The organism is Oceanobacillus sp. B139/18, assembly GCF_055524595.1.
Window position 1 is genome coordinate 221,751 of sequence record NZ_JBVFXI010000007.1, and the last position, 14,026, is coordinate 235,776.

Consider the following 14,026-nt stretch of genomic DNA (forward strand, 5'->3'; position numbering starts at 1 on the left):
TCTCCCTTATTTATAATCTTTCTTAACCACGGTATAGGCTTCTACAGCTTTCCGATCTACTTCATAACCGATTCCAGCTTTTGTCGGGACGGTGATATATCCATTTTCTGCAACAACCTCCGGAGCAATGATATCTTTTTCCCAGTAGCGGCTGGAACCAGCGGTATCCCCCGGTAAAATAAAGTTTGGCAGTGTTGTTAAAGCGATATTGTGAGAACGGCCAATTCCTGATTCCAGCATACCGCCGCACCAGACTGGAATATCATTTGCTGCGCAATAGTCATGGATTTTCTTCGCTTCGGTTAAGCCGCCGACACGGCCGATTTTGATATTAATAATTTTTGTACTTCCCAGTTCAACTGCTTTTCGTGCATCTTCCAGTGAGTGGATGCTTTCGTCTAAGCAAATCGGTGTTTGGAGTTCCTTTTGTAATTTTGCATGATCGATAATATCGTCAGATGCCAAGGGCTGTTCAATCATGGTCAGGTCAAAGGCATCTAACTGTTTTAATAGTTCGGTATCCTCTAAACGGTAGGCGGAGTTAGCATCTGCCATAATTGCTGTGTCCGGGAATTTCTCGCGTAATGTACGGATCACATCGATGTCCCAGCCAGGCTTGATTTTTACTTTCATGCGTTTATAGCCTTCTTTGATATAGCCGTCTACTAAAGCGATAAGATCCTCAATGGATTTTTGGATGCCGATACTGATGCCGACTTCAATCTTTTCTTTTCTGCCACCCAGCGCTTCAGCAAGGGATTGGTTGGTTTGTTGTGAGTAAATATCCCAGATAGCTCCTTCGAGGGTAGACTTTGCCATGTTGTTTTTTCGGATAGCAGCAAAGATTTCATTAACTTCATCCGGGTGCTTTAATTCTTTATTTAGGATAAGCGGGATTAAAAAATCCTCCAGCATATGCCAGTTGGTCTGCAGGGTTTCTTCGTTATACCATGGGGCATGGAATGCGACGGATTCTCCCCAGCCGACGGTTCCATCCGCATCCTTTGCTTCCAGTAATAAAAAATCTCGATTTTTAAATGTGCCAAAGCTGGTGGTGAAAGGAGCTTTTAGTTTCATTTGTAAATGACGAACAGTGACTTCTGTGATTTTCATCGTTATTTTCCTCCAAGATCTAAAATATCTTTTTTTACAAAAATGTATTCCCCATAATTTTCATAGGGTTCTAACCGTATAGCTGCGTAACCTGCTTCAAAGAGATTTTGGAACAGCTCTCGTGTCTTTAGTCTCCAGTCCATGGCGAGCTCTTGACTTGCTGCTTTCAGTCCTTGAAAATCCTTTGGCACACGAACGGAATAGGAATATTCCGTCAATTCAAGCGGTTCCTTCTCTTTCGTGAAAACGGGCAAACCTTCCTGATTAAAGGGTAACGTGTTCAGAGCCGTTGCATTTTCTGTATTTACGGATTGCTGCTCCACCACGTGTGGACTTTTCAAATGCCAATGGATTTCAAAGCGGTCTGAAGGGAGTCCTTTATTAAAACCATCCTGCATATTGCCGTAACAATTCTCAATATAGGTGTTACACATGCCGTTTAGTTTTGTTAGATTAAGATAGGCATTACGTGTCTCCAAAGGATCATATGTCCATTTCATCATGTCATAGCCTTTACGGATAGCAATCTCCCGCTGTTTTTGTTTCAGCATTTTTCCAATGCCTTGAGAACGGTATGCTTGATCCATACCAAGCATATGAGAGCATAGATAGCTTTTGCCGTTATCGAAGCCTGCAAACCCATAGCTGAAGCCGACTAATTGATCGTCAGCATAAGCACCGACCATGATGCCGCCATTTTTGACTGCTGTAAGCGTCTGATGGGTGGGAATGGTAGCCATTCCCCAAATCCTTCCCTCCAGCTCCTGCATTTGTTCCATCTCGGCCATTGTTTTTAGTTCTTTACATTGAATCATTTTGTATCGCTTCTTTCTGTTTGTTGTAGTGCTAGGACAAGCGCCTGTGTGATAATTTCTGCTCCGATTGGCAGGTGCTTTTGATTGAATGTCATTTCTGGATGGTGGAGCCCCGGTGTGACGCCGCATCCGAGACCAAGCATCGTTGTCTGCAGCTCAGGCTTGGAATACGTATAAAAATGAAAATCCTCTCCGCCTGGTGTCACCACGTCCGGCGCACAATTTTCTTCTCCAGCTACATTGATAATAGCTTGCTCCAAAATGGATTTTGCTGTATCACTTACTTGAGCTGCGACGATATGGGCATCTACATTGTAATCAATGGAAACATCGTATAGTGTACTTACCGCGCCTGCTGCTTTTTCAAATCCGGCTGTCAGAGCCTCCATGGTTTCGTTGGTTTGAGCACGGGCATCGATGCTAAAGGAAGCATTTCCTGGAATAATATTTGTTGAAGCACCGCCTCCCTGTATTTGAGTCATTTTAATGGAGGCTGATTCAGCAGGGCTAATCCAAATACGCTTGAGTCCATCAATCAGCGCACCTGCTGCTTCAATCGCATTGGCTCCCTGTTCTGGTCTTGCACCGTGCGCTTCAACGCCATGAATTTCTCCTGTGAAAAGCTTCGCTGCTCCATGATATAGTGCTGGAGCGTAGGTGCCGTCCTCTAATTCAATCAGTGGCCGGACATGTGCTCCAAATAGAAATTGGAGCGGATCCACAACACCTTGATCCACAAAAGCTTTTGCACCCTGTGCTTTTTCTTCTGCCGGCTGAAAAAGGATACGAACCGCTCCGGATAATGTTGGCTCCAGCTCTTTTAATAAAAGAACGACACCGAGCGCTACAGTCATATGTCCATCATGGCCGCAGGAATGGTTCGCCTGGAATACTCCATTAACCTTTTGCCATAATGCATCTATATCCGTTCTGAATCCAACTGTGGGAGTTCCTTTTCCAATGTCTACATATAATCCGGTCATATCAGGAAACGTTTGCGGATCCAACCCCTCGCTGCGCAGAAAATCCACAAGATATGCTGTGGTTTCTACTTCATTCCAGCTTATTTCAGGGTGCTTATGCAAATGTTCAAAAATCTGCTGTAAACGTTCGGCTAATTGTTGTTTTATCAATTTTCTCAACTCCATTTATCAGAAATAAAAGTATGATTAAAGTCATCATAATTGACGCGCTGCTTCTCATAATAATCCGGGTCAAATGTCATCATTCCAGTTACTACTAAGTTAAGGAAGGAAATAAGTGATGGCATCAGATCAATGGTTGATTTCTCTGTTTGCTCCAATACAAAAGCATAGGAGCAATGTTTTTGAATCGGCGCCAGCTTAGAATCGGTTATGGCAAGCACTGTTATTCCGCGTTTATGAAGCGTCTCCGCAATATGAATGGGTTCTTTAAAGTAACGGTGTAAGGAGATTGTGATGACGACATCATCTTCATCTATTTCCTGCATTGTCCGGATAAGCTCTGGCGTTTCTGTATGAATAATGGATACATTTGGCCGTAAAATATTTAAGGTGAAATGGAGCCAATGAGCCGGGAATTGTGATGCGCCAGCCCCGATAATATAGATATTTTTTGCTTCATGTAATTGTTGTGTTGCTTTATAAAATAATTCTTTATCTATTTGTTCAGCAATTCTGTCAATTTGAGTGATATCTTTTTGCATCGCCTTCTCAATGAGATGCTGATCATTAAACAGCTTCTTTTTTGCTGAAAAATAATTCCCAAGTGTGCTGACTGTATTTTGATTAAAAACAAATAAGGTAATCTTTTTCTGCAGTTCGGCATAGCCTTCGAGTCCAAGCGCATAGCAGAAGCGGATAACAGTTGTTTCACTTGTTTCAGCTTTCTTTCCAACTTCAGCTGCAGAATGTGTCCCGACAAAGGTTGGGTTATTTAACACGAAGTTTGCTACCTTCTGTTGTTTCTTTGATAAAGCATTAAAATGAGCCTCGATTAACTCTTTAATTGGCTGGATATCTTCCAAAAAGAAGTCCCTCCTTCATTTTGAATAAAAAAGAAGTTTAAACTTTTTAAAACCATATCATAAATAAGAAAGGATAACAAGTAATTTTCAGAAAAAATAATATAGAAACATTATTATGACAGTATAGTTGCTTGGCAATGAAGCTGGAGAAAAAAGTGCAATACTTATCTGATAGAAAGAGAAACTGTTTTTTCGTGATTTTTAATACGTCGTTCATACTTTTAAAAAGTTGCATTTACTAAGAAATAATTCATACGTATTAACATTGTAGATAAAATCATAGAAGCGTCCTAATCATCTTGTTTGATAAGTGGAGGGTTTAAACATTTCATTTTTCGGCTAAAAGTACATAGATATGCAAAAACAACAAAAAATAAATCGAGGTGAATCTAATTTGAGTGAAACAACAAGATATATCGGTCTAATAACTGCACCAGGTTATCCAAATGAAATAGGGGCAAGACTGCGAGAGGAATTACCGTCTTTATTGGAGTATTATGTAAAAGAAGAAATCGATTGGAAAATTGATTATATAGAAGATCCCTTGATTGGCGGTGGCGCCGAATCAAAGGAAATACTGGAAGCTACCAAGAAGAAGAAAGAAGAAAAGGAATGGGATTATGCTATTTGTTTAACTGACATTCCTTTGTTTATAGAAAAGCGCATGATTGTTGCAGAAGCAAATGAAGATGAAAATATTGCATTGATCAGCATGCCCAGCTTCGGTTCTACTTTAATGATCAGACGTTTGCGGGAATCTATCATGCAGCTGGTCAACGAAATGTATTATGGGAGCTCAGATGAGGCAAGAGAGCGTTCTGCAGAGCGGATTGAATCAAAGCGCAGCAAGCACAAGGACGTAGATATAGATGACTCTAAAAACCTGATGACGAATAAATTTTTTGGTTGGCTATCCCCAATCAAGCGTGAAGCACCGGATGATAGGGAAGAAGATTATATGGATGTTCGTTTTACAGTAGGGTGTGGAGGCAGTATTTCTATCCGCTTAATGGGTGGAATGGTGCGCGCAAATCGTCCATGGAATATGTTTCCCGCATTTTTGAAAATCCTGACTATTGCTTTTGCCACGGGTTCTTATGCGTTGGTTTTTCCGACATTGTGGCTGTTAAGTGAGCATTATACGATTTTAAGGATGTGTCTGCTTACTATATTTTCTGTCATAGCAATGACGCTATGGATTATTTTGATTCACCGATTATGGGAGAGGAAGCGGGATCAGAGTAATGATTATACACGGAGGCTTTATAACGCAATAACATTTTTAACTTTATTGATTACCGTTTGTATTTATTATGTCATGCTGTTCTGTTTATTCCTTGTCGGCGTATTTGTTTTTATTCCAATGGGAATGCTGGAGGAGCAGCTTACGAGTGACCCTGGCTTAATTAATTATTTCTATATTGCATGGATTGCTGCCAGTGTATCCACGGTAATCGGTGCGCTTGGTACAGCGTTAGAGGATGAGGATGTTGTGCTGAATGCGACGTATGGCTATCGTCAGCGACAGCGTCATGAACAGCTGAAGAAGAAAAAAGAGAATGAAGAGGATGAAGATAAAGAGAAGGAATCACTGACGAAATGATATAAAAAGAGAGGAGACTTTTAATAGAAAAGATAGTTCCGACATTTTACAATGAAGCGAGATAATTATATTATCGTTTTTTAAGTGAAAACAGATAGGTGTTGTAATTGTTTTCATGTTTTTAAATAATAGATTAGACTTGAACTGAATTATAGCTCTTACTAGCAGGCAAAATGAAGTACATTAGTTTATATTTCATTTTGTCTCATCACAGTTTATAAGGTATAAGTTTTTTCTCTGAATCATTTAAGTTTATTACAAAAAGAGAGCCTTTAGAAATAAATTTAAAACTGTGTGATTTTGATTATAATTCATTGATGAGCCCTTCTTGGTATAATACAGGGTGTCATTGCAATGACACCCTGCATACCAAGAGGGCTCTTTTTTGTTCAATCCTCAAATTTCTTTGGAATAAACAAATTAATTGGTATTTTCTGAATAACGTCCTACAAATAAGTAAAAATCTAGTCCTTCTTTACCTAATTAGTCGAAGTGACTTTCCATCATATCTTGGAATTGCAAAACAGTTTGTTTTATCTCCTCCCGCGGAGAGGTATTTACAATGAGATAACCTTTTCTTTCAGGAGGTGGGATTTCGAAATGGCTAATAATGGCTTGCTTTTTCTTTTTAAGCTGCTTTGCGATAGAAGCGGAAACAATAGTCCAGGAACCGTCTTTTTGAAATAAATCCAAGAGCAAAGGAATCGTATTGACATAAAAACGGGGAGATATGATTCTATTCATCTTGTTTTCGTACCAGTTAAGATATGGTGGCCCCCAATTTACAAACAATTCGTATTTAGCGGGGAGTTCATCTATATTTTTTATTGTTTCCGGAAATTGAAGATCCTGCGTTGAAACCAATACCAGTGGCTCACTGATGACATGAATAGTTTCTATATCGCTAAATGATAGTTCCTGTAAAACAAAAGCCATATCTATATTCCGTTTTTGCACGAGTCCGTAGGCAACGTCTGTATCCAAGGTTTGAATTTTCAGATCTATGGAAGGGTTTTTTTCAGCAAACTTCGTAAATAAAGGTGTAAGCAGATGTGTAGTCAAGCTGGTTATGCTGCCAATTTTCAGCTGAAGAGATTCCTCTTTATCTTTTAAAACCTGTAAATCCTGCCACAGTTTCTGCCACTGTTCAGCATAGGAGATGAAATAAGCCCCCCTTTGTGTTAGTTCCATTTCTTTTTGCCCTTTCCGGCGGATGATTAAAGGAAAACCCAATTCTTCTTCCAAAGACTTCAATCTAGCTCCAACGGTCGTAGGAGCTAGAAATAAAACCTCTGCGGCTTTGGAGATGCTTTTTGTTTCCACAATGGCTAGAAAAGTCTCAATATCATTTTGATCCATGCTTACCTCCATATGTGTACTTAGCTAAAATAGCAAATTTTCAATTATTATATCACGACAATTCCTTCTTTCCAAAGATTTATTTTTTATGTAGGGTAGATGTAAGAACTGAAAGGAGTTCATATTGTTTAATAGGAAAGCGTTTTCTTGTGAATCTTATTTAATTAAAAATGATGTAAGCCGTTCATATTGACAACTTAAAAATGAACGATTTACAGATAGTTACTGACGTGGTCAGGCAATTTTTGGCGCCAAATCAAAAGCTAACCATGGATACACAAATTTATGAGGAGGAAAATAATGGGAATAAGAAAAATGAGGTTTCATTTTGGCACATTTGGTGCATGGCTGCCTATTGTCATTCTTATTGGGTATATGGTAATTATGGTGCTCACGGGCAATGTATCTATTATTGTTTTTAGTGTAGGGGCTTTCTTCGCGCTAGCTGCATCATTTATTTTCACAAAAGATAAGAAGTTGTTTCAAGAAGCTGTACTGGGAAGTTTTAAAAAAGACACACTAGGCGTAATTATTTTGGCTTTTCTGCTGGCAGGTGTTCTATCGCAGCTTTTGATTCAGAGTGGTTTGATTAATGGCTTGCTGTGGTTGGCAAACCAAGTTGATTTAAATGCAGGGTTGATTCCACTAATGGCATTTTTAACATGTGGATTGATATCCACATCCTGTGGTACTACTGGTGGCACAGTAACTGCGGTTACCCCGATTATGCTGCCATTGGCAGTCGGGCTTGGCTGTGACCCTGGTTTAGTAATGGGGGCAATTATTAGCGGTAGTATTTTGGGTGATAATCTTGCCCCCATTTCTGACACGACGATTGCATCGGCTTTAACCCAGGAAGCTGAAATAAAGGATGTGGTAAAGACAAGATTGCCATATTCCATGATAGGCGGAACAATTGCAAGTATTTTGTTTGTCATTGTTGGTTTCAATACAACTGATACTTCTGTAGCCGCATCAGCGGGAGTGGATAGTGCCTATGCGCCGACACTCATTTTACTCTTAATTCTGGTTGCTCTGATTGCATTGATGTTAAAAGGATGGGATTTGATTTCCACTTTAATTGTCTCTATTCTGCTTGGTATAGTAATTAATCTAAGTTTAGGATTTGTTAGTTTTGCTTCAATGTTTTCAGCTGAAGGACCAATTGCAGAAGGCCTATCTGGGATGATGGGCATTACCTTGTTTGTTATTTTACTGTTTACTGTCTTAGAAGTTATGGAACGAAGCGGTGTCTTTGAAGAACTTGTGAAAAAATTGATGCATGCAAGCAAAACTCCGAAAGGAGCAGAATTGAGGATTGCTGGTATAACCATTTCCGGAAACCTGGCATTGAGCGGAAGTGCACCAAATATTGTTTTCGTTGGACCATTCGTTCGTAAATTAGCAAAAAATTATAATCTGCACCGGACTAGGGGAGCCAATATCATGGATGGATTAAGTACAGGAATATCCGGTATGTTGCCTTATAATCCTTCTTTTCTGGTTGCGATGGGGTTGGCTATCTCCAGTGGTGCGGTTGGAGAAGGGTTTGGGTTTATGGATGTTATTCCTTATACATTTCATTGTATGGCGCTCATCCTTTTATTTTTATTAAGCATTATTACCGGCATTGGAAGAAAATTTGAAAATCAAAAAGAGATAGAGGAAGTGAATAAAGTTGAGTTACTTAAATGAGGGAATCTATTTTGATGAGAAATTACAAAAGGAAATAAAAGAAAAATTTTACTACGTAGATGAAGATCCTGAAAAAGGTAAAAGACTATTTTTTGAAAATTCGGGTGGATCGCTCAGATTAAAAGAAAGTGTACAGGCAAGAGAAAAATTGGAAGCTTATCCTGACTGCCCTGAAAGGAACCACTACAGAGCAAAATTTTTGAAAGACTTCCAAGCACAAGGGACGAAAGATATCATGGAAGTCATCTTTGGTGCTAAAAGCGGGGCATTGATTACAGAATTGACAGCTTCTCAAACCATGTTTCAGATGGTAGAGACGGTACTTGAAAATGCAGAGGGATCGAATGCTGTTGTAACAGAGCTAGAGCATCCATCTGCATACGACTCCGTGAAGTGTTTTTGTGAAAAAACGGGGAAGGAATTTAGAGTTGTACCTGCAAATAAAAAAAATGGCGGCATTGATGTGGGAGAGATATTGAAAAAAGTAGATAAAAATACATGCCTACTGAACATTATTTATGCTTCCAATATTTCCGGCGCTATTATGGATCTTGAAACAATTGTACACGCGGTGAGAGAAATAAATCCTGATATCTACATTATCACGGATGCAGTACAGCATGTGCCCCATGGGATTGTAGACGTGGAAAAATTAAAGCTGGACGGGGTTAATTTTGCGCCTTATAAATTCTTTGGGACGCGGGGGAGCGGCTTTGCCTATGTATCTGACAGGATTGCTAAGCTCCCGCATCGCAAAATTCTTGGAAAGTCAGCGGTGGATTGGGAGCTAGGCTCACCAGCTCCGTCCAATTTTGCAGCCATTACGGAGGTAGTGAATTATGTATGCTGGCTGGGCAGTAATTTTACAGAAGAGACAGACCGCAGAGAACTGTTTAAGAATGGCATGAAAAGAATACATCTGCAGGAGAGAGCATTACTAAACAGAATGCTTAACGGAACAGAAGAAGTCCAAGGATTGAGAAATATTTCCGGTGTGCAAGTATATGTGGATACAGAAGAATTAACAAATAGGGACTTGATTATAGCTATGGGTATTGATGGATTGGATCCTGAACAATGTGTAATAGAATACCAGAAACTTGGGGTTACTGTATATGACCGTGTTAATACCAGCATATTTTCTAAAAGAATTGTAGAGGCAATTGGTCTTACAGGTGCAGTTCGCGTATCTCCTTTACATTGCCATGATGCCAAGGATATTGATGAATTTCTGAAAATAACTAAAGAAATAGCAGAGACATTTGCAGGGAAATAGATTTTTTATAAATAAGAATAGCATCTTGTGCAATCATAGAGGAGGATTGAATGAAAAAAGTATATTTGGATAATGCCGCAACAAGTATAGTACCACCTAGTGTGTTAGAGGTTGCTGAAAAATTCACTTCATTATATAAAGATTCGAGCAACACGACAGCACTTGTGCACACGCTTCAGAATAGTATGGCAAAAGCCAGGGGAAAAGTAGCAGCGTATATAAATTGCGGTGTAGAGGAGGTTGCTCTCGTACAAAGCACATCACACGCTCTTGGAATTTTAGCAAGCAGTCTGCCGCTTACGAAAGAAGATAATGTATTAATTTGTGACCTGGAGTATCAGGCTTCGGTTGTCTGTTGGCATAAAAGAAAGGAAGAAATCGGCTTCGAACTTAGAGAAGTGAAAACAAAAAACGGCATTGTTACTGCTGAAGACTTTAAGGAATACATTGACAAGAATACAAAAGTCATTTTGCTCGCATCTGTTCAGGAAATCAATGGTTTCCGCGCAGATGTAAAAGAAATAGGGAAACTGGCTAAAGAATATGGATGCTATTATATCGTGGACGGTATACAAGAAGTCGGCGCTTTCAGGGTAGATGTGAAAGATATCGGGGCGGATTTTTATTGCGCTGGCGGAAAGAAGTGGCTGTGCAATCCGTTTGGCATGGGGTTTCTGTATATCAAAAAGGAACATTTAAAACATCTGCGCCCTATTTATTATTCGTATTTTGACATTGATGTACCGGACAAGTATGATGACTATTTAACTTATTTGGAGGACCCTCGCAGACACCCATTTGATGAATACGAAATGAATAAAGCTGCGTCAGTATTTGAAATTGGTGGTTATGGCAATTATTTGGGTGCCATGGGTCTGTCTGAAAGCATCGAAGTCTTACAAAATGTCGGAATGAAACATGTAGAAAGCCAAATACATCACCTCAATAAAATACTTGGTGCCGGATTGGAAAAACTGGGTGTCATCATAAGTGGTTCAAGAAAAGATAAACATTTATCTTCTATCGTAGCTTTTAATTTTGGGTTGGAAAATAATAGTGTGGAAAAAGAGAGGAGACTGATTAAGTTTTTAAAGAACAAAAATATTTATGTTTCCTTGAGATGTTCAACTGGTGTTGGTGGTGTACGCGTTTCAGTACATTACTACACAAAAGAAGAAGATATAAAGGTTTTTCTGGATACAGTGAAAGAGTTTTTAGTGTTGGAGACAGCAAATCTCGGGAAGAGAGAGTAACTCATAGTAATAATCAAACGTCTATTTTCTGAGTTTTAACAGTTAAAGACGCTTGCAGTATTGTTATTAGTATGAAAATATTTATTCGTTCAGCAAAGAGTTAAAAATGGTAGGTTCCTTTATCAATCCTTTTACAGTAGAGGATGTTGTTTCCTTGTTAAATCAACAAAAAATGCAGGTTACACCGCTGATTTCGCATACGCTGAGTCTAGAGGAAGTGCCAGCTATTTTAGAGAATTATGGTGAATATGGCATAACGAAGGCTATTGTGAAGCTGTAATGCATTTATTACTTTAAAAACTGATTTCTTTTTATCGCAAAGCCTCTCATCTATCTAAGGCTTGTTAGGTAGATGAGAGGCTTTTCTTTTGCGCTTTTCTAAAAAATAACCGATTAGTCCTCTGTTTGTTCCATCTTCCACTCGCTAAATTTACGGACAATAATATCAAAAACAATATGAAAAGGAAGAAAGCTGGAGTTGTCCACCTTGTTATATAAATAAAACGGTGTGCTGTTTACATAGATATTAAACATTGCATTTTGTGCCAGTAAATTATTTCGCAATGTCGTTACGCTGATATATTTAATATTTCTTGTTTTAATCATATGGATGATTTCGTCCAGATTTTTTGATTCTCCAGATAGAGAAATAATAAATATAAGATCGTCTTCGCCAAATTCATCAATGCCGTCTGTTAAGTCTCGTTCACTTCGCAATATGAGAGACTTCTTATGGAGAGACCATAACTGTCTTTGTACGTTATTGGCTATATCCTGCTGAGCCGTCCCCGTACCATAAATATAAATAAAACTTGCTTCGTCGATCAACTCATTTAATTTGTGGAAATTTAACTGTTCCATATATTTCATGGTCTGTTGTATATCTTGGTTCAGCAATTCCATTAAATCCTTGGAAGTATCTTCAGTGTAAATATTTAATTTAATATACGCTTTCAAATCGCTGTAGCCGTCTAGACCAATTTTTCTAGCCAGCCGATGAATGGAAGAGATAGAGGTATGGGCATAATCTGCCAAGTCCTGAATTTTCATTGCTTTCATTTCATCAATATGGTTGTGAATTGTATTAATGATATGCAAATCATTCTCATTCAAGTCCTCATAGTATTCATTCACCAATTTATCCAGAATCATTTGATTCATCTCCTTGTAATGAAAATGTTTTCATTCTATGAAAATATAATCTAATGTTACTACGTTATTTCTGAATGCGTCAAACCTATTGGAATTTGAAAGCGCTCCCTATATATTGGAATTAGAGATTAAAACAAAGGAGTTTTTGTTCATGAATGCAATCAAGCGGTTTGGCAGTGCAATGATTGTTCCCGTTCTTTTATTTGCGTTCTTCGGTATTGTTGTCGGACTGGCAACATTATTTAAAAATCCCGCTATTATGGGAGGTATCGCTGAAGAAGGAACAATGTGGTATAACATCTGGACCATTATTGAAAGTGGCGGGTGGACGATTTTTGATCACATGGAATTGGCTTTTGTGATTGGTTTACCGATTTCACTTGCAAAGAAAGCGCAAGCACGTGCAACACTTGCGGCATTGATGGTTTATCTTGTTTTTAATAATTATATCAATGCGATTCTGACACTTTGGCCATCGACCTTTGGTGTTGATTTATCCCAGGGTGTTGAAAATTTAACAGGTGTGAAAGAGATTGCTGGTATCCCTACATTAGATACAAATATCATTGGAGCTATTGCCATATCTGGTATTGTGATTTGGATTCATAATCGTTTTTATGATAAGAAATTACCTGATATGCTGGGTATTTTCCAGGGACTTGTATTCGTTACCATTATTGGATTTTTCGTTATGATTCCGTTTGCTTTACTTATTGCATTTGTATGGCCATATGTTCAACAGGGGATTGGTTCCTTACAGGGATTCATTACTCAGGCAGGCTATATCGGTGTTTGGCTGTTTCATTTCCTGGAACGCGTTTTAATTCCTACAGGGCTGCATCATTTTATCTATACGCCGTTTGAATATGGGCCGGCAGCTGTCAATGAAGGGTTAAAACCATATTGGATTACGCATTTAAATGAGTTTGCCAATTCAACTGCAGCATTAAAGGATCTTTATCCATATGGATTCTTAATGCAGGGAAATATTAAGATGTTTGGCTGTCTGGGTATTGCGCTGGCAATGTACTATTCTACACCGAAAGCGAACCGAAAGAAGGTACTTGCGCTTGTATTGCCAGCCACATTAACAGCCGTATTTGCAGGAATTACTGAACCGCTTGAATTTACATTCCTGTTTATCGCACCATACCTATTTGTGATTCATGCGCTTCTTGGAGCGACCATGGTTACGATTATGAACATGTTTGGTGTTGTTGGAATGATGGGTTCTGGATTTATTGAGATAGCAGCATTGAACTGGATTCCGCTCTCTTCTAATCATGGAGGGATTTATATAGTCCAAGCGATTATCGGGTTTATCTTTGTAGCACTGTACTTTGTCCTATTCAGGTGGATTATTTTGAAGTTCGATATTGCCTTGCCAGGTCGGAAAACGGATGAGGAGGCTAAATTGTACACGAAACAGGATTATCAAAATGCTAAAAAAGAAGAAGAGACTGATAATCAAGAAATTGCAGCTGCAACATATGATTCTGAATATGAAGAGAAGGCGGTCTATTATTTAGAAGGACTTGGCGGTAAAGAAAATATTAAAGATGTCACCAATTGTGCAACACGTCTGCGTGTCACAGTAAAGGATCCTGACTTGGTCAAAGGAAATGATTACTTTACCAAAAATCAGATGGCTCATGGAATAGCTCAAAGCGGCCAAAGTATACAGGTCATTGTAGGCTTGAGTGTACCGCAAGTGAGAGATTCCTTTGAAACAAAACTTTAAAAATATATCAG

Annotated in this window: 12 protein-coding genes; 6 read left to right on the plus strand and 6 right to left on the minus strand. The window is 38.8% G+C overall.

Translation table 11 applies throughout. From position 1 onward, the window contains the following. Window positions 1-6: 6 nt before the first annotated feature. From menC to ACZSMY_RS19095, 4 genes are read right to left on the minus strand one after another with little or no spacing between them, the layout of a single operon-like run. Window positions 7-1,113 carry an o-succinylbenzoate synthase gene (menC, locus tag ACZSMY_RS19080; protein WP_465148175.1) on the minus strand — a complete coding sequence of 369 codons (1,107 nt, stop codon included), beginning with the start codon at window positions 1,111-1,113 and terminating at the stop codon, window positions 7-9. Between the two features lie 2 nt (window positions 1,114-1,115). Continuing rightward, window positions 1,116-1,928, minus strand: coding sequence for a GNAT family N-acetyltransferase (locus tag ACZSMY_RS19085; protein ID WP_465148176.1), 813 nt, complete (start codon window positions 1,926-1,928; stop codon window positions 1,116-1,118). Then, window positions 1,925-3,076 carry an amidohydrolase gene (locus ACZSMY_RS19090; protein ID WP_465148177.1) on the minus strand — a complete coding sequence of 384 codons (1,152 nt, stop codon included), beginning with the start codon at window positions 3,074-3,076 and terminating at the stop codon, window positions 1,925-1,927. Before ACZSMY_RS19090 ends, ACZSMY_RS19085 begins: the two co-directional genes overlap by 4 nt. Beyond that, window positions 3,067-3,936, minus strand: coding sequence for a MurR/RpiR family transcriptional regulator (locus tag ACZSMY_RS19095; RefSeq protein WP_455725743.1), 870 nt, complete (start codon window positions 3,934-3,936; stop codon window positions 3,067-3,069). The genes ACZSMY_RS19090 and ACZSMY_RS19095 overlap by 10 nt, the downstream gene beginning before the upstream one ends. A gap of 394 nt (window positions 3,937-4,330) precedes the next feature. On the opposite strand from ACZSMY_RS19095, the gene ACZSMY_RS19100 reads away from it, so the two are divergent. After that, window positions 4,331-5,539: a hypothetical protein gene (locus ACZSMY_RS19100; protein ID WP_465148178.1), complete on the plus strand. Its 1,209-nt coding sequence runs from the start codon at window positions 4,331-4,333 to the stop codon at window positions 5,537-5,539. A 483-nt stretch (window positions 5,540-6,022) separates the two neighbouring features. Here ACZSMY_RS19100 and ACZSMY_RS19105 read toward each other — a convergent pair whose 3' ends face one another. Next, the gene (locus ACZSMY_RS19105) at window positions 6,023-6,898 is read right to left on the minus strand and encodes a LysR family transcriptional regulator (protein ID WP_465148179.1); all 876 of its coding nucleotides are present in this window, start codon (window positions 6,896-6,898) and stop codon (window positions 6,023-6,025) included. Window positions 6,899-7,198: 300 nt separating this feature from the next. On the opposite strand from ACZSMY_RS19105, the gene ACZSMY_RS19110 reads away from it, so the two are divergent. The 4 genes from ACZSMY_RS19110 to ACZSMY_RS19125 all read left to right on the plus strand — a co-directional run bounded on the left by ACZSMY_RS19110 (window position 7,199) and on the right by ACZSMY_RS19125 (window position 11,402). Continuing rightward, a complete protein-coding gene (locus ACZSMY_RS19110) occupies window positions 7,199-8,593 on the plus strand; it encodes a Na+/H+ antiporter NhaC family protein (protein ID WP_465148180.1) in 1,395 nt (464 codons plus the stop codon). Further along, on the plus strand, window positions 8,577-9,869 hold the full coding sequence (locus tag ACZSMY_RS19115; protein WP_465148181.1) for an aminotransferase class V-fold PLP-dependent enzyme: 1,293 nt from the start codon (window positions 8,577-8,579) through the stop codon (window positions 9,867-9,869). Before ACZSMY_RS19110 ends, ACZSMY_RS19115 begins: the two co-directional genes overlap by 17 nt. Window positions 9,870-9,919: 50 nt before the next feature. After that, window positions 9,920-11,122, plus strand: a complete 1,203-nt coding sequence (locus ACZSMY_RS19120; protein ID WP_465148182.1) for an aminotransferase class V-fold PLP-dependent enzyme — start codon at window positions 9,920-9,922, stop codon at window positions 11,120-11,122. A gap of 154 nt (window positions 11,123-11,276) precedes the next feature. Then, window positions 11,277-11,402, plus strand: a complete 126-nt coding sequence (locus tag ACZSMY_RS19125) for a hypothetical protein (protein ID WP_465148183.1) — start codon at window positions 11,277-11,279, stop codon at window positions 11,400-11,402. A gap of 113 nt (window positions 11,403-11,515) precedes the next feature. On the opposite strand, the gene ACZSMY_RS19130 is transcribed toward ACZSMY_RS19125, so the two are convergent. Continuing rightward, a complete protein-coding gene (locus tag ACZSMY_RS19130) occupies window positions 11,516-12,274 on the minus strand; it encodes a MurR/RpiR family transcriptional regulator (RefSeq protein WP_465148184.1) in 759 nt (252 codons plus the stop codon). A 151-nt stretch (window positions 12,275-12,425) separates the two neighbouring features. Here ACZSMY_RS19130 and ACZSMY_RS19135 point away from each other — a divergent pair, with 151 nt between their 5' ends. Then, window positions 12,426-14,015 carry an alpha-glucoside-specific PTS transporter subunit IIBC gene (locus tag ACZSMY_RS19135; RefSeq protein ID WP_193063696.1) on the plus strand — a complete coding sequence of 530 codons (1,590 nt, stop codon included), beginning with the start codon at window positions 12,426-12,428 and terminating at the stop codon, window positions 14,013-14,015. Window positions 14,016-14,026 lie beyond the last annotated feature (11 nt).

What these genes read in the sequence shown, in the direction of transcription:
- ACZSMY_RS19090 (WP_465148177.1), bottom strand. Translation starts at nt 3,076, where the DNA reads ATGGAGTTGAGAAAATTGATAAAACAACAATTAGCCGAACGTTTACAG.
- ACZSMY_RS19085 (WP_465148176.1), bottom strand. Translation starts at nt 1,928, where the DNA reads ATGATTCAATGTAAAGAACTAAAAACAATGGCCGAGATGGAACAAATG.
- ACZSMY_RS19110 (WP_465148180.1), top strand. Translation starts at nt 7,199, where the DNA reads ATGGGAATAAGAAAAATGAGGTTTCATTTTGGCACATTTGGTGCATGG.
- menC (WP_465148175.1), bottom strand. Translation starts at nt 1,113, where the DNA reads ATGAAAATCACAGAAGTCACTGTTCGTCATTTACAAATGAAACTAAAA.
- ACZSMY_RS19105 (WP_465148179.1), bottom strand. Translation starts at nt 6,898, where the DNA reads ATGGATCAAAATGATATTGAGACTTTTCTAGCCATTGTGGAAACAAAA.
- ACZSMY_RS19135 (WP_193063696.1), top strand. Translation starts at nt 12,426, where the DNA reads ATGAATGCAATCAAGCGGTTTGGCAGTGCAATGATTGTTCCCGTTCTT.
- ACZSMY_RS19120 (WP_465148182.1), top strand. Translation starts at nt 9,920, where the DNA reads ATGAAAAAAGTATATTTGGATAATGCCGCAACAAGTATAGTACCACCT.
- ACZSMY_RS19130 (WP_465148184.1), bottom strand. Translation starts at nt 12,274, where the DNA reads ATGATTCTGGATAAATTGGTGAATGAATACTATGAGGACTTGAATGAG.